Genomic DNA, 15969 nt, shown 5'->3' with positions numbered 1-15969 from the left:
ATAATCGTTCGATACACCAACCGCGTCCGGGCGGATCACGCGAAGAGCGGCACGCCGCCGTGTGTCCCAGCCCGGCGTAACCAGGGCCGGACGACATGGAAGCCAAACCTCCCCGCCGCACGCGCGAACGGATTCTCGAACTGTCGTTGAAGCTGTTCAACGAAATCGGCGAGCCGAACGTCACGACGACGACGATCGCCGAGGAAATGGAAATCAGTCCAGGCAACCTGTACTACCACTTCCGCAACAAAGACGACATCATCAACAGCATCTTCAGCCAGTTCGAGCAGGAGATCGAAAAGCGTCTGCGTTTTCCCGACGACCACCGCGCGACCATCGACGAAATGTGGTCGTACCTGCAGTACATGGTCGATTTCACGTGGCGCTATCGTTTCCTGTATCGTGACCTGAACGATCTGCTGGCGCGCAACCGCACACTCGAAACACACTTCAAGCAGATCATCAGCCACAAGGTGCGTTTTGCGAGCCAGTTCTGCGAACAGCTCGTGGCCGACGGCGAAATGGTCGCCACGCCGGAAGAGCTGCAAGTGATCGCCACCAACGTCGGCGTGATCGGCACGTACTGGCTGTCGTACCAGTTCGTGATGAACCCGCGCAAATACAACGAGCAGGAAGCGATTCGCGCGGAACTGCACCAGGTGAGCGTGCAGATCGTGTCGCTAATGGCGCCTTATCTGCGCGGCCGCTCGCGGCAGATTTTCGACGACCTCGTGTCGGGCAAGCTGCCCAAGCGCGAGTTTTACGACTACCTGCCGCCCAAGGAAGGCGCCGCGCCCCGCAACGAACCAAAGGACGCCTGAGCATGAAGTCGGTGTGTGTGTATTGCGGCTCCTCCAACGGGGCCAAACCGTTGTACGCGGAAGCCGCGCGCGCTTTTGGCCGCGCGCTGGTGCAAGCCGGTCTCGCGCTGGTCTACGGCGGCGGCAAGGTCGGCCTGATGGGTGTGATCGCCGATACGGTGATGGCCGAAGGCGGCCGTGCGATCGGTGTGATTCCCGAGTTGCTGGTCAACAAGGAAGTCGGCCACGACGGCCTGACCGAACTGCACGTGGTGCCCGACATGCATCATCGCAAGAAGATGATGGCCGACCTGTCCGACGCGTTCGTCGCGATGCCGGGCGGCGCGGGCACGCTCGAAGAACTGTTCGAAGTCTACACATGGGCGCAACTCGGCTACCACCAGAAAGCGGTGGCACTGCTGAATATCGACGGCTTCTACGATCCGCTGATCAAGCTGTTGCAGCACACCGTCGAAGAAGGTTTCATGCGCCAGACCTATTTCGACATCCTGCAGATCGAGGCCGATCCCGCCGCGCTGATCGGCAAGCTGCAACGCTATCAGCCGCCCGCCAGCGACAAGTGGGCAATCAGCCGCAACGCGGTCTGACTCTGCCCGAACCATGAGGTTGCGATGACGAAAGCCGTTCTGATCACCGGCGGCAGCCGCGGCATTGGCCGCGCAACCGCGCGTTTGCTGGGCGCGCGCGGCTGGTCCGTCGGCGTGAATTACGCGCGCAATCTCGCCGCGGCACAGGACACCGCCGCCGAAGTGGAACGCGCCGGCGGCCGCGCGCTGACGATCGCCGGCGACGTCGCCAGCGAAGCCGACGTGCTCGCCATGTTCGACGCGCTCCAGCAGAAGTTCGGGCGGCTCGATGCGCTCGTCAACAACGCCGGCATCGTTGCGCCGTCCAGCCAGCTTGCGGACATGGACCTCGCGCGCCTGAAGCGCATGTTCGACGTCAACGTGCTGGGCGCGTATCTCTGCGCGCGCGAAGCCGCGCGGCGCATGTCGACCGATCGCGGCGGCGCGGGCGGTGTGATCGTCAACGTTTCGTCGGCGGCGTCACGTCTCGGTTCGCCGAACGAATATGTCGACTATGCCGGCTCGAAAGGCGCCGTCGATACAATGACGCTCGGCCTCGCCAGAGAGCTCGGTCCGCGCGGCGTGCGCGTGAACGCGGTGCGCCCTGGTCTCATCGACACCGAAATCCACGCAAGCGGCGGCAAGCCCGAGCGCGCCGCGCAACTCGGCGGGACCACACCGCTCGGCCGTCCCGGCACGGCCGGCGAAGTGGCCGAAACCATCGTCTGGTTGCTGAGCGACGCCGCCTCGTATGTGACGGGCGCTTTGCTCGACGTGTCGGGTGGCCGCTGAGGGTTGCTTTCCGCAGCAACCTTTTGTGTCGCGATCTCGATCGTGATCGTGATGGCAATGCGCTGCGCGGATTGGCGCGCGACCTGCCTTCCTCGTCTCCAACTGCGAATTCGGGTCTATCTCCACGAGCAATTCGCGCCGTAAGTCAGATCGGCTCCGATCGACTCCAATTGGCGCACACACTCCAGCCTTTTCCGTAATCCGCCGTAATAAACGCGGACTACAATCGCTACCGACTCGCATGCAGCCGCGTGCGACGCATCGACAGAACATCGGTACGCGGCCCACGCCGCCGCGTATGGCGACCAGAGATTCTCATGCAAGAAAAGTCATTCGCGCTCCCGCGCCCGGGGAACGGCGGGCTCGCGCCGGCCGGCCGCGCCGACAGCACGCCGCCTCACACGCATTCCGGCCGGGAACGCGTTGCCGAAAGCGCTGAAAGCGCCGCGTGCGGCGCCACAAACGGCAGTCCGTTCAGCGGATACGCAACCCAGGCCGCCGCGCCTGCAAAACCCACCGACGCCACGGACACCGCCGCGAATCACACATCCCGTGGCGCCGGTGAGCGCTGGCGGGCGCTCATCGCCGTGCGTCCATTGCGGTGGCTCGTCGTAGTGGCCGTGCTGTGCGCCTGGCTGCTGCCCGGCACCTTGGGCCACGAACCGTGGAAACAGGACGAGACCTACACGTTCGGCATCATCCAGCACATGCTCGACACCGGCGACCTGGTCGTGCCGACCAACGCCGGCCAACCCTTCGTCGAAAAACCGCCGATCTACGATTGGGTCGCCGCGGGCCTCGCCTGGATGTTCGGCCGCTACCTGCCCTTGCACGACGCGGCGCGTCTGGCGAGCGCGCTGTTTGCCGGGCTGACCGTCTACTACACGGCACGCGTCGCTCGCCGCGCCGCGGCTGCATCGAGCTGGCTGGACATCCGTGTAATCGGCACACTCGCGCTGTTCGCCGGCACGCTCGTGGTCGTCAAACACGTGCACGACATGATGACCGACGTCGCGCTGATGGCCGGCGCCGCGCTAGGCTTCTGCGGACTGTTCGAACTGGTGCTCGCGCAGGTGCGCCGCGAAGCCGGTGCGCTACCGGTCGATGCCCGCCGCCGTCATGCCGTGCTCAGCGGCGCAGCGATGTTCGGCGCGGGCGTCGGCGTGTCCCTGCTGGCCAAGGGCCTGTTCGTGCCGCTCGTATTCGGCGCGACCACGTTCGCGGTCCTGGTGCTGTATCCCGCTTGCCGCACCCGCGGCTTTGCCGGCGCACTCGGTGTCGCCGCGCTCGTCTGCGCGCCCTTTGCGCTGATCTGGCCGATCTGCTTCTATCTGCGCTCCGAAGCGCTCTTCAAGGTCTGGCTGTGGGATAACAACGTGGGCCGTTTTTTCGGCTTTTCCGTCGCCGAACTCGGCTCCGGAAACGAGAGCCGGCTGTTCGTGCTGCGCACCGTGCTGAGCGTCGGCTTTCCGGTCGTGCCGCTTGCGCTGGCCGCACTCGCCGGCGGCGCCTGGCGGCGCTGGCGCGATCCGCGCGTGGCATTGCCGGCGATCTTCGCGGGCACCGGCTTCGTCGTGCTGCAAAGTTCGGCGACGGTTCGCGAGCTGTACATCCTGCCGTTTATCGCCCCGCTCGCCGTGCTGGCGATGCAAGGCGTCGAGAGGCTGCCGCGCCGTCTGCACGCAAGCTGGGACATGGCGAGCCGCGTGCTGTTCGGCAGCGCGGCCGCGCTCGCATGGATCGTCTGGGCGATCATGAGCAACCCGGCGAGCACGCATGCGTCGTTGCGCCGGCTCGGACGCTGGTTGCCGCTCGATTGGGTGCTGCCGGTCAAACCCGGGCTGATCGTGGCCGCCCTGGTGATCACGTTCGGCTGGCTATGGCTGCTGCCGGTTTTCAAATACGCCGGCAAATGGCGCGGCGTGTTGAGCTGGTGCGCGGGCGCGATACTCGCGTGGGGACTGGTGAGCACCTTGCTGCTGCCTTGGCTCGACTATGCGAAGAGTTACCGCTCGGTATTCGAAAGCCTTCGCGCGAGAATGAATATCGAATGGAACGACGGCGATTGCATGGCGAGCACGGGGCTCGGCGAATCGGAAGCGCCGATGCTCTACTACTACACCGGCATCGAGCATCAGCCGGCAGCGGACACCGCCGCGACTGCATGCACGTGGCTGATCCAGCAGAGCCGCCGCGACACTGCACGTCAGCCGGCGGGCGAGTGGCGCCTGTTCTGGTCCGGCGCGCGTCCGGGCGATACAGACGAATTGTTGCGCGTGTTCGTGCGCACGCCGGCTGCCGCCAGAGCGGTGGTCGGCAACTAGAAACCGGCGCAGTGCGTCTAGAACGACGAACCGGGCTCGCGCAGGAACGCGGTTTCTTCGGCCGTCGAGGAACGCCCAAGCAGCGCATTGCGATGCGGAAAGCGCCCGAATCGCTCGATGACTTGCGCGTGCCGCACGGCGGACCGGTAATACGACGCGCCGCCCGGCTCCGCTGCCAGCTGCTCGAACAGACGCAGCGACTCGCGCTGACTGGCGCTCGTTTCGTCATGCTCGAAAGGCAGATAGGCGAACGCGCGATGATGCACGCCAGGCAACAGCCGGTCGGCGCCGCTTGCGATCATCTGCTGCGCGGTTCGTAATGCTTTCTGATCGGCAGCGAACGCGCGCGATGTGCCGCGATGACAATTGCGGGAAAACTGGTCCAGCACGATGACGAGCGCCAACGCGCCGGGCGGCGTTGCCGTCCAGTGGTCGAGCAAGGACGCGCTTGCCGCATCGATCAGGGCACCGAAGCGTTGCCGCAGCATCGTGTCGAAAGCCGGGTCGCGTGAAAACCAGCATTTGCGAGCGTTGCCGAACTCCGGCGTACCCGGCGCGCCGAACCAGCAGTCGAGAACCTCGCGTGCGTCCTGAGGCAGGGCCGCATAGTCCGGTGAAGCCGTGCGACCGGCATGGCCGGCCTTCTCAACCATTGCGGTTGCGCATCCAGTCGGCCGTTTCGAAAAACGAGCCGAGCAGGCGTTCCCTCAGCGGCTCGGCGAGACCCACATCTTCCATCGCCCACGCCATGCATCTGAGCCACTGATCGCGCTCGCTGGAGGCGATTGCGAACGGCAGATGCCGCGCGCGCAAACGCGGATGCCCGAAGCGGCTGATGTAATGATCCGGGCCGCCCAGCCATCCGCATAAAAACCAGAAGAACTTGTCGCGCGAACCGTCGAGCGATGGCGGATGCAAAGCCCGGATTCCGGCGAAATCCGCTTCGAGATCCATCAGGTCGTAAAAGCGGTCGACCAGTTCGCGCACGCGCGCTTCACCGCCCACCAGTTCGAAGGCCGTCGGCTGCGCCGCGGACACTTCGTCGTTCAAGTCGCTCATACCCACTCGTCAACCAGAAAATAAGAATTCACGCGTCCCGCAGCGATTGCAACGCGGGCCGCGCCAGCACATGCCGCAAGCTCAGCCAGCCGCCCACGCCGGCGCACGCTATGCCGGCGGCGATACCCGCCGGCAGCAGCCACGGATCGAAGCTCAGATAGAACTCGAACACGCGCGTTGCCAGTACGTAGCCGATCGCCTGCGCGCCTGCCGCCGCCATCAGCCCCGCCAGCGCGCCTACCGCGACAAACTCGGCGATCTGCACCGAGCGCACCTGACGATGCGACGCCCCCAGCGCGCGCAGCAGCGCGGATTCTCGCATGCGCTCATCGCGCGTGCCGGCGAGCGCCGCGTACAGCACGAGCACGCCCGCTGCGAGCGTGAATGCGAACAGGAACTGCACCGCGCCGATCACCTGCTGCAGCACGCGCTGCACCTGCGCGAGAATCGGCCCGGTATCGATCGCCGTGAGGTTCGGATAGGCGGCGATCAGGCCGTCGATGATCGACTGCTTTTCCTGCGGCAGATGGAAGCTGGTAATGAACGTCGCCGGGAAATCCTGCAGCGCGGCGAGCGGCATCAGCACGAAGAAGTTGACCTTGAACGAACCCCAGTCGAGCTTGCGCACACTCGTAACCGGCGCGTCGATCTGCAAGCCGGTCACGTCGAAACGCAGCACGTCGCCGGGCTTCACGTTGATCAGTTTGGCCAGTCCCTGCTCGATCGAAATCTGCGGCGTTTTCGTGTCGCCGTACCACGTGCCGGCGGCGAGGCGATTGTCGTCGGGCAGCTCGGTGGTGTACGACAGATTGAATTCGCGGTCCACGAGACGTTTGGCGTCGTCGCCCTTGAACGAATCCGGATTGACCGGCTTGCCATTGATCGCCGTCAGCCGGCCGCGCACCATCGGCGAAAGCACCGTGCCGGGTAAGCCGTGCGCGCCCAGATACTGCGTCACGGCGTCACGCTGATCGGGCTGGATGTCGATGATGAATTCGTTCGGCGCGTCGGGCGGCGTCGACTTGCGCCAGCCGGCCACGAGGTCATTGCGCGTCATGGCGATCAGCAACAGGCACATCAGGCCGATGCCGAGCGCGGTGATCTGCAATGCGCTCGCGCTGCTGCGCCGTTCGAGCGAGGCCAGTGCATAACGCCAGCCGATCCCCGCATTCACGCGCTCGCTGCGCACGAGCCGCGCCGCGCCCCACAACGCCAGCCGCGCGATGCACGCGAACACCAGCAGCCCGCCCGCGAAGCCGCCCGCCACGATCCCGCCGAGCTTCAGTTCGCCCGCCGCGACGATCAGCAGCGCGGCGAACAGCACGATGCCGAGCGCATAGGCCGCCCACGCCGTGCGCCCCGCTTCGCCCCATTCGCGGCGCAGCACGCGCACCGGCGGCACGCGCGTAAGCGGCAACAGCGGCGGCAGCGCGAAGCCCAGCAACAGCACGAGACCGGCTGCGATGCCTTCGAGCGCCGGCCATGCGGTCGGATACGGCAGCGCGACATCGATCAGACTGCCGAGCCACGTGAGCAGCGCGAGATGCCCCAGATAACCGAGCGCCACGCCAAGCGCGCCGCCGATCAAACCCAACCCCACGAATTCGAGCGTGAAGAGCGCGCGCAGTGTCGTCTGACTGACGCCGAGGCAGCGCATCACCGCACAGCCGTCCAGATGCCGGCGCATGTACCGATGCGCGGCCATCGCAATCGCCACGGCCGCCAGCAACGCGGTGAGCAGCGAGACGAGCGTGAGGAAGTGACTCGCGCGGTCGAGCGTCTGGCGCACTTGCGGCTGGCCGTCCTGCAACGATTCGAGCGCGACGCCGCGCATCTTGCCGCCGTCCACCCGCTCGTGCGCGAACTGCGCGAAACGCGCCACCGATTCGTCCGCCCCCGCGACCAGCAGGCGATAGGTCACGCGGCTGCCGTAGGTGATGAGGCCGGTGGACAGCACGTCGTCGACGCGCAGCATCAGGCGCGGCGAGAAATTGACGAACGAGAAGCCGCGGTCGAGCTCGCGCGTGATCACCGCGCCGATCGTGAAGTTGCGGTTGCCGACTTTCACCGTATCGCCGACATGCAGCTTCAACGCGTCGAGCAGCGCCTGATCGACCCACACGACGCCCGGCGGCGGAATCGATCGCGCCGGATAGTCCGCCGCACCCGGCGCCGGGGCGATGCGCAACGCGCCGCGCAACGGATAACCCGGCGACACCGCCTTGATGGCGGCGAGCCGCGAGACCGGCTGCGCGCCGGTCGAATTGATCATGCTGGGAAAGATCGCCGTGCTGGCGGTGTCCAGACCGAGCGCTCTGGCTTGCGCGGCGAATTGCGGATCGACCGGATGATCGGCCCGCACGATGAAGTCGGCGGCGATCATGCGCCGCGCGTCGCGCTCGAGCCCCTGGTGCAGACGGTCAGCCAGAAAGCCGACACTCGACAAAGCCGCCACGGCCAGCACCAGCGCCAGCAGCAGCATCGTCAATTCGCCCGCGCGCCAGTCGCGCGACGTCATGCGCACGGACTGGCGCAACAGATCCATACCGCCGAACCGGCGTGCCGAAGGTGAAGCCGTGCGCGCCGTGGAACCCCGTACCGTATCGCTCAATCGTGCCTGCTCCTGGCAAAGCGCGACACCATGTGCGTCGCCATGCCGCGAAAACCGCCCTGCACCCCGCGCCAGAGCCGCGGCAATGCCCAGCCGGCCAGCATCAGGAAGCCCACCATCAACACCAGAAAGACGAGCGGCACGAACAGCGCGAGCAGCATGCCGCCGAACACGAGCCCGTCTTCAGCGGTCGAGGTCACGACATTCGACACCGGTTCCGGCGAAAGGTTGATCAGTGCGCGCGTGCCGGCCTTGGCGAGATGCGCCGTGCCCGCCAGCGTGCCGCCCGCGAGCGCGGCGACGGTCAGCAGCGCCGGATCGGCATGGCCGAGCGCGCCGGCTGCCAGCACGGCGCCCGCCGGAATGCGGATGAAGGTATGGACCGCGTCCCACAGCGAATCGAACGCGGGGATCTTGTCGGCGAGGAATTCGGTGACGGTCAGCACGCCCGCCACGCCGATCACCCACGGCGAAGACAGCGCGGACAGCGTATCGGGAAGATGGACGAGGCCGAGACGGGCGAATACGCCGGCCAGCAGGACCGTCAGATAGAGGCGCAGACCGCTGCCCCATGAGAGGCCCGCAGCGAGCGAAAGTGATTCAAGCATGGCCGCCTCCGGGCGCGCTGTGCGTGCCGGGCGCTTCGACGGGCCAATAGTGGAGGAGCCGCGCCGAAATCGTCAGACCCGCGCCAAGCCGCCGCGCCAAATGGGCCGCGGGCAATTTCAGGTTGGATTCAGTCTCATTATAGCCACGTTAATTCGCAGAACGCAGAGCGGCGAATAAATGGCGAGCTCGAAGCGGGCGCCGGCGGACCCGCTGAATACGCCCGGCAGCAGGTTGAAATGCCGCGCTCAATGGCCGGAAGACAGCTTCAGTCCGATTAATCCGATCACGATCAGCGCCGCGCTGGCGACCCGCGCAACACTCAACGCCTCGCCCATCATCACGATCCCGAAGATGAACGCGCCGACTGCGCCGATGCCCGTCCACACCGCGTAGGCCGTGCCGAGCGGCAACTGGCGCATGGCAATGGCGAGCAGCGCGAAACTGCCGAGCGCGGTCACGACCGTGAACACGGAAGGCCAGAGACGGGTGAAACCTTCGGAGGTTTTGAGACCGGCGGCCCATGCAACCTCGAGCAAACCGGCAATCAACAGAAGAATCCAGGACATGAGACAAGCTCCATGATCAGATGGGGCCGTCCCCGTTCGTGAAAACGCAAGGTCGTCCTTACGAACCGTAAATTATACCCACATCGCCGTAGAGCCGCGGCCGACGGCTCGCTGCAACAGGAGCACGCCGGCCGTGGCAAATTCCCCACCCAGCGTCAGACCGCGCCGACCAGCCGGTAGCCGACCCCGGTTTCCGTGATGATATGTTCCGGCTGCGCCGGGTCGCGCTCCAGCTTGCCGCGTAGATGCGCCATATAGATGCGCAGATAGTGATGGCTCTCGACATGCGACGGCCCCCACACCTCGCGCAGCAACTGGCGGTGTGTCAGCACGCGGCCTGCATGGCGCACCAGCGTGGCGAGCAGCCGGTATTCGATCGGCGTCAGATGGACGGCCGCGCCGTCGCGGCTCACCTGGCGCAACGCCAGATCGACGGTCACCGTGCCGAAGCGCACCTGCGGCGATTCGTTCGCGCCGCCCTGATTGCGCCGCCGCATATGCGCGCGGATTCGCGCCAGCAGTTCGGACACGCCGAACGGCTTGGTGAGGTAGTCGTCCGCGCCGGCATCGAGCGCCGCGACTTTTTCGGTTTCCTGGGTGCGCGCCGACAGCACGATTACCGGCAGCTCGCTCCAGCCGCGCAGTTCGCGGATGACGTCCAGACCGTCCGTGTCGGGCAGGCCGAGATCGACGATCACCAGATCGGGCTTGCGCGTCGCGGCTTCGACGAGACCCTGCTTGCCGGTTTCGGCGTCGTGCACGACGATGCCCTCGCCTTCCAGCGCCGTTCGCACAAAGCGGCGAATCTGCTTTTCGTCCTCGATCAGGACGACGGTGATGCTGGGGTCAGTCATGGCTGGGCTTGGCAAACGGGTTAGGAGTTGATTCGCTGTCGGTATCGACATGCGTCAAGGCATCGGCGCCTTCGTCTTCCAGTGCATCCGGTGCCTCGGGCGGGGTTTCCACCGGCAGCGTGAACCAGAAGCGCGCGCCTTCCACATGGCCGTTCGCCGACACGCGATTGAGCGCGCCGATTGTACCGCCGTGCGCTTCCACGATCGCGCGGCAGATCGCAAGTCCGAGACCGATGCCCGGCTTTGCCGATTCCTTCTCGCCGCGCGTGAATTTCTCGAACACGCGCGCTTCCATGCCGGCGGGCAGGCCGGGGCCGTTATCGTCGACGGTCACGCGCACGAACGATTTGCCGTCCGTGTCGAGACGCTGCGCGCCGATCGTCAAAGGCGTGGCCGGCGCAGTGTATTTGGCGGCGTTTTCGAACAGGTTGGAGAAAAGCCGCTCCATCAGCACAGCGTCCAGATGCAGGAGCGGCAGATCGGCGGGCAGCTTCACCTGCACCGGATGATTCGCCAGCACGCGTTTGCACGCACGCAGCGCGGCGCCCACGGTTTCTTCGAGCAGCGTCCATTGCTGATTCAGTTGCAGACTGCCCGCCTGCAGACGCGCCATGTCGAGCAGATTCGTGACGATGCCGGTCATGCGCAGCGCTTCCTCGTGAATCGCTTCGACCAGTTCGGCGTTGGGCTGCGCGTCGGGCGATTGCGCGAGCATCGACGAGAAGCCGACGATGGTCGTCAACGGCGTGCGCAGATCGTGCGAGATCGCCGACAGCAACGAGTTGCGCAAACGCTCCGACTCCATGTTGACGAGCGCATCGCGCGCGATATCCACGTAGTGCACCCGTTCCAGCGCGAGCGCGATCTGCGCGGCGAACGCGTCGAGCATACGCTGCTGCTCGGGCACGTCGAGTTCACCCTCGTTGCGCGTCACGACCGCCAGCACGCCGCGCGTGCGCATCGGCGCCTTGAGCGGCAGGTATAGCGCGGCGGCGGCCGGCAGCGTGTCGGTGCCGTGGCCGGCCGGCTTCTGCTGATCGTAGACCCACTGGCCGACATCGCTATCGAGCATCTCGCCTTCGAGCGTGACCGCCGCGTCGGGATCCTCGATCTTCTGCTTCACCTGATCGACGCTGTCCGGCAACAGAATCGCAACGCGCGCGCCGAACACCTCGCTCACATGACGGCTGCCAATGCCGACGATCTGCTCCGTGGTCAACGCCGCGGCCAGTTCGCGCGCCATCGCGTACATCGCGCCGGTGCGCTGCTCGCGGCGCCGCGCCACGCTCGCCTCGCGGCGCAAGCTCGACGTGAGATGGCTGATCACCAGCGAAGTCAGCAGCATGCCGAAGAAGGTCAACAGGTACTGCGTATCGGAGACCGACAGCGACATGCGCGGCGGCACGAAAAAGAAATCGAACGCGGCCACGCTCATGAACGACAGCACCACACCCGGCCCGCGCCCGAGCTTCACCGCGGCGAAGATCACGCCGAGCAGATACAGCATGACGAGGTTGGTCAGATCGATATGGTCGCTCAGCTGGCTCGCGAGCAGCGTGATGGCCGCGCAGATCGCCAGCGCGAAAGCATAGGCGCGCGGCGGCGAGCGGCGTTCGCGCGCCGCGCTCAGCGCCTCGCGCCACGCATTCGCGGTGGTGTTCAGCAGATGCCGATGCTCGCCGCCGTCGCGCCCGGACGAAGCGCGAATCAGCGTGAGATCGAGATCGCCCGCCTTTTCGGCGATCCGTTCACTGAGCGGCCGGCGCAGCCAGCGCTCCGCACCCGTGCGCGCCGACGCGCCGGCCACCAGTTTCGATACGTTGCGCGCCTGCGCATAGCCGATCAACGCGGTGGCCGCGTCGGCGCCCGCCAGTGTCGCGGTTTCGGCGCCGAGTTCGGCGGCGAGTTTCAGCGCGTTCAGCGTGCGTTCGCGACGCGCATCCGGCAAGCGCTGCAACGCGGGCGTCTCGACATAAACCGCGATCCAGTCGGCCTTCAGGCTGGCGGCAAGGCGTGCCGCCGCGCGCACCAGCATCGGCGCTTCCGGACCGGGGCCGACACACACCAGCAAGCGCTCGCGCGCCTGCCAGATGCGCCGGATCGAGCGGTCGGCGCGATACTCGCGCATTTGCGCGTCGACACGGTCCGCGGTGCGGCGCAGCGCCAATTCGCGCAGCGCGATCAGATTGCCTTTGCGAAAAAAGTTGCGCACCGCGCGCTCGGCCTGCTGCGGCAAATACACCTTGCCGTCGCGCATGCGGTCGAGCAGTTCCTCGGCGGGCAGGTCGACCAGCGTGACTTCGTCGGCGCTATCGAATACGCGGTCCGGCACCGTCTCCCAGACGCGAATGCCGGTGATCTGGCCAACCACGTCGTTCAGGCTTTCGAGGTGCTGGACGTTGACCGTCGTATAGACGTCGATGCCCGCGTCGAGCAGTTCGTAGACGTCCTGCCAGCGCTTCAGATGGCGCGCGCCCTGCACGTTCGAATGCGCGAGTTCGTCGACGAGGATCAGTTGCGGCTTGCGGGCGAGCGCGGCGTCGAGATCGAACTCGCCGAGCTTGCGGCCGCGATACTCGATCTGCGCGAGCGGCAGCACGTCGAGGCCTTCGAGCAGCGCCGCGGTTTCACTGCGGCCATGCGTTTCGGCAATGCCGACCACCACGTCCGCGCCTTCGTCGTGACGGCGGCGCGCGGCCTGCAGCATTGCATAGGTTTTGCCGACGCCCGCCGACGCGCCGAAAAAAATCTTCAGCCTGCCTCGCTGACGTTTTTCTTCGTCGCGTTGCAGCTTGTCGAGCAACTCATCGGGATCGGGGCGGTTCATGCTCAGTGGTTTTCATCGTTGGGCGAGCGTCAGTCTCTGCATGGTGGCACGGCGGCGGCGCGGCCGCAAATGGTGGACACCGCTTGTGGTGGACACCGCAAATGGCGGCCACCGCAAATGGCGGCCACCGCGAACGGCACCGTAGCACCGCGCCGTCAAAAGGCAAAGGCGGGGTCGCGCGGACGCCGCCTTTGTGAAGCGAAGCACTACGCCTTGTCGATCAACCGCGCTTCATCTCATCCAGCGCCAGGTTCAATTGCAGCACGTTCACGCGCGCCTCGCCCAGAATGCCGAACTGACGGCCGCTCGTATAGCGGTCCACCAGGGCCTGCACGTCGTTCGGCGCGAGCTTGCGAGCCCTGGCCACGCGCTCGATCTGATAAGCCGCGGCGGCCGGGCTGATCTCAGGATCGAGACCGCTGCCCGACGACGTCACCAGATCGACCGGCACCGGCTTCGACATATCCGTGCCGGCCGCCTTCAGCGCGTCGATACGGCCTTTGATTTCGTCGAGCAACGCCGGGTTGGTCGGGCCGAGGTTCGACCCGCTCGACCCCTGCGCGTTGTACGGCATCGGGCTGGTAGCCGACAGGCGGCCCCAGAAGTATTGCGGCGCATCGAACTGCTGGCCGATCAGCTTCGAGCCGACCACCTTGCCGTCCTGTTCGAGCATGCTGCCGTTGGCCTGATCGTGGAAGACCGCCTGACCGAAAGCGGTCATCACCGCGGGATAGGCGAGCCCCGTGAGCGCGGCGAGCACCACGAACAGCACGATCAACGGACGGAACAGATTTTTCATGATGAATGATTCCTCTTGAACAAGCGCTTAGACCCAACCGAATGCGGCCAGCACCATATCGATCAGCTTGATGCCGATGAACGGCACGATGATCCCGCCCAAACCGTAAATCAGCAGATTGCGGCGCAGCAGGATCGCCGCGCCCAGCGCGCGATAACGCACGCCCTTGAGCGCCAGCGGAATCAGCAGCACGATGATCAGCGCGTTGAAAATCACCGCCGACATGATCGCCGAGGCCGGCGTGGCCAGATGCATCACGTTCAGCGCGTTCAGCGCCGGATAGGTCGTGGCGAACGCGGCAGGAATGATCGCGAAGTATTTGGCGACGTCGTTGGCAATCGAGAACGTGGTGAGCGAGCCGCGCGTCATCAGCATCTGCTTGCCGATCTCGACGATCTCGATCAGCTTGGTCGGATTCGAATCGAGGTCGACCATGTTGCCCGCTTCCTTCGCGGCCTGCGTGCCGGTGTTCATCGCCACCGCGACGTCGGCCTGCGCGAGCGCCGGGGCGTCGTTGGTGCCGTCGCCCGTCATTGCCACGAGGCGGCCTTCGGCCTGGTGCGCGCGAATCGTGGAGAGCTTCGCTTCCGGCGTGGCTTCGGCGAGGAAATCGTCGACGCCGGCTTCAGCGGCAATCGCCGCCGCGGTCAGCCGGTTGTCGCCCGTCACCATGATGGTCTTGATACCCATCTTGCGCAGTTCGGCGAAACGCTCCTTGATGCCGCCCTTCACCACGTCCTTCAGCTCGATCACGCCGAGCACGCGCGCGCCCTGCTCGCCCTTCTCGGCGACCACGAGCGGCGTGCTGCCACGGCGGGCGACTTCGGCCACGGCGTTGCTGACTTCGTTCGGGAACCGGCCGCCATTCGCTTCGACATAGTTCTTCACTGCGTCGGCCGCGCCCTTGCGGATTTCCCGGCCAGGCAGATCGACGCCGCTCATGCGCGTTTGCGCGGTGAACGCGAGAAACACGGCATGCAGCGAAGCCATATCGCGTTGACGGATATTGAAGCGCTGCTTCGCCAGCACGACGATGCTGCGGCCTTCCGGCGTTTCGTCGGCAAGCGACGACAGTTGCGCGGCATCCGCGAGCGCTTCTTCCGTCAAGCCCGGCGCCGGCACGAACTGCGAAGCCTGGCGATTGCCGAGCGTGATGGTGCCGGTCTTGTCGAGCAACAGCACGTCGACGTCGCCGGCGGCTTCCACCGCGCGGCCCGAGGTGGCGATCACGTTCGCCTGCATCATCCGGCTCATGCCCGCCACGCCGATCGCGGACAGCAAGCCGCCGATCGTGGTCGGAATCAGACACACCAGCAGCGCGACCAGCGCGGTAATCGTCACCACGTGGCCCGCTTTCGCGGCTTCGACAGAGAACATGGAGAACGGCAGCAGCGTGGCGGTGGCCAGCAGCATCACGATCGTCAACGCGACCAGCAAAATGGTCAGCGCGATTTCGTTCGGCGTCTTCTGACGCTTCGCGCCTTCCACCATCGCGATCATGCGATCGAGGAACGCCTCGCCCGGATTCGCCGTGACGCGCACCACGATCCAGTCCGACAGCACGCGCGTGCCGCCCGTCACCGACGAAAAGTCGCCGCCCGACTCGCGGATCACCGGCGCGGATTCGCCCGTGATCGCCGACTCGTCGACCGACGCGACACCTTCGACCACTTCGCCGTCGGCCGGAATCACGTCACCGGTTTCGACCAGCACGACATCGCCCTTGCGCAGGTCGGAAGCCGTCAGAATGCGGATCGGCGACTTCGGATGCGGCTCGTTCAACTTCTTGGCCATCACGTCTTTCTTCGCGCTGCGCAGCGACGCGGCCTGGGCCTTCGACCGGCCTTCGGCGAGCGCCTCCGCGAAGTTGGCGAACAGCACCGTGAACCACAGCCACAAGGTGACCGCGAGAATGAAGCCCGCGGGCGCCTCGGCCTGGCCGCCGAGCGCGGCGATCCAGAGAATGGTGGTGAGAATGCTGCCCACGTACACGCAGAACATCACCGGATTGCGGAACTGCGTGCGCGGCGTGAGCTTCTTGAAGGAGTCCACGATCGCCGGGCGCACCAGCGCCGGGTCGAACATGGACCTGGTTGCATTATGTTCAGTCATTGAATCCTCGAATTTCCCGTTTGCGCGTG

The 15969-nt window shown here is 65.9% G+C and carries 13 protein-coding genes; 4 read left to right on the top strand and 9 right to left on the bottom strand.

The window, feature by feature from the left end; genetic code table 11:
* The first annotated feature begins 95 nt into the window (after window positions 1-95).
* The 4 genes from BXE_RS05900 (at window position 96) to BXE_RS05885 (ending at window position 4503) form a co-directional block, all read left to right on the top strand.
* Window positions 96-821 (top strand): TetR/AcrR family transcriptional regulator, encoded by a 726-nt coding sequence (locus tag BXE_RS05900; RefSeq protein ID WP_007175638.1) that lies wholly within the window; start codon window positions 96-98, stop codon window positions 819-821.
* Window positions 822-823: 2 nt separating this feature from the next.
* Window positions 824-1408 carry a TIGR00730 family Rossman fold protein gene (locus tag BXE_RS05895; protein WP_011487473.1) on the top strand — a complete coding sequence of 195 codons (585 nt, stop codon included), beginning with the start codon at window positions 824-826 and terminating at the stop codon, window positions 1406-1408.
* 24 nt (window positions 1409-1432) lie between these two features.
* Complete coding sequence (locus BXE_RS05890; protein WP_011487472.1) at window positions 1433-2179, top strand: SDR family oxidoreductase; 747 nt, start codon at window positions 1433-1435, stop codon at window positions 2177-2179.
* 317 nt (window positions 2180-2496) lie between these two features.
* Window positions 2497-4503: an ArnT family glycosyltransferase gene (locus BXE_RS05885; RefSeq protein WP_011487471.1), complete on the top strand. Its 2007-nt coding sequence runs from the start codon at window positions 2497-2499 to the stop codon at window positions 4501-4503.
* 17 nt (window positions 4504-4520) lie between these two features.
* Here the strand turns inward: BXE_RS05885 and BXE_RS05880 are convergent, their stop codons facing one another.
* From BXE_RS05880 to kdpB, 9 genes are all read right to left on the bottom strand, one after another.
* Window positions 4521-5156 (bottom strand): DUF924 family protein, encoded by a 636-nt coding sequence (locus BXE_RS05880; protein WP_011487470.1) that lies wholly within the window; start codon window positions 5154-5156, stop codon window positions 4521-4523.
* Window positions 5149-5562, bottom strand: a complete 414-nt coding sequence (locus BXE_RS05875; protein WP_011487469.1) for a group II truncated hemoglobin — start codon at window positions 5560-5562, stop codon at window positions 5149-5151. Before BXE_RS05875 ends, BXE_RS05880 begins: the two co-directional genes overlap by 8 nt.
* Window positions 5563-5590: 28 nt before the next feature.
* Window positions 5591-8173: an ABC transporter permease gene (locus tag BXE_RS05870; RefSeq protein WP_011487468.1), complete on the bottom strand. Its 2583-nt coding sequence runs from the start codon at window positions 8171-8173 to the stop codon at window positions 5591-5593.
* Complete coding sequence (locus BXE_RS05865) at window positions 8170-8781, bottom strand: DUF4126 domain-containing protein (protein WP_007175644.1); 612 nt, start codon at window positions 8779-8781, stop codon at window positions 8170-8172. The genes BXE_RS05870 and BXE_RS05865 overlap by 4 nt, the downstream gene beginning before the upstream one ends.
* A gap of 246 nt (window positions 8782-9027) precedes the next feature.
* Entirely contained in the window at window positions 9028-9348 is a 321-nt protein-coding gene (gene sugE / locus BXE_RS05860) for a quaternary ammonium compound efflux SMR transporter SugE (RefSeq protein ID WP_007175645.1), read from the bottom strand.
* A 155-nt stretch (window positions 9349-9503) separates the two neighbouring features.
* On the bottom strand, window positions 9504-10202 hold the full coding sequence (gene kdpE / locus BXE_RS05855; protein WP_011487467.1) for a two-component system response regulator KdpE: 699 nt from the start codon (window positions 10200-10202) through the stop codon (window positions 9504-9506).
* Window positions 10195-13029: a DUF4118 domain-containing protein gene (locus BXE_RS05850; protein WP_011487466.1), complete on the bottom strand. Its 2835-nt coding sequence runs from the start codon at window positions 13027-13029 to the stop codon at window positions 10195-10197. Before BXE_RS05850 ends, kdpE begins: the two co-directional genes overlap by 8 nt.
* A gap of 220 nt (window positions 13030-13249) precedes the next feature.
* Entirely contained in the window at window positions 13250-13828 is a 579-nt protein-coding gene (gene kdpC, locus BXE_RS05845; RefSeq protein ID WP_011487465.1) for a potassium-transporting ATPase subunit KdpC, read from the bottom strand.
* A 27-nt stretch (window positions 13829-13855) separates the two neighbouring features.
* Window positions 13856-15940, bottom strand: a complete 2085-nt coding sequence (gene kdpB / locus BXE_RS05840) for a potassium-transporting ATPase subunit KdpB (RefSeq protein ID WP_011487464.1) — start codon at window positions 15938-15940, stop codon at window positions 13856-13858.
* Window positions 15941-15969: the final 29 nt, after the last annotated feature.

Origin of the sequence: Paraburkholderia xenovorans LB400, assembly GCF_000013645.1 — a bacterium.
In the GTDB taxonomy this organism is placed as follows: domain Bacteria; phylum Pseudomonadota; class Gammaproteobacteria; order Burkholderiales; family Burkholderiaceae; genus Paraburkholderia; species Paraburkholderia xenovorans.
The sequence above is the reverse complement of the archived record's forward strand: the minus strand, read 5'-3'. Positions and strand labels throughout refer to the sequence as shown.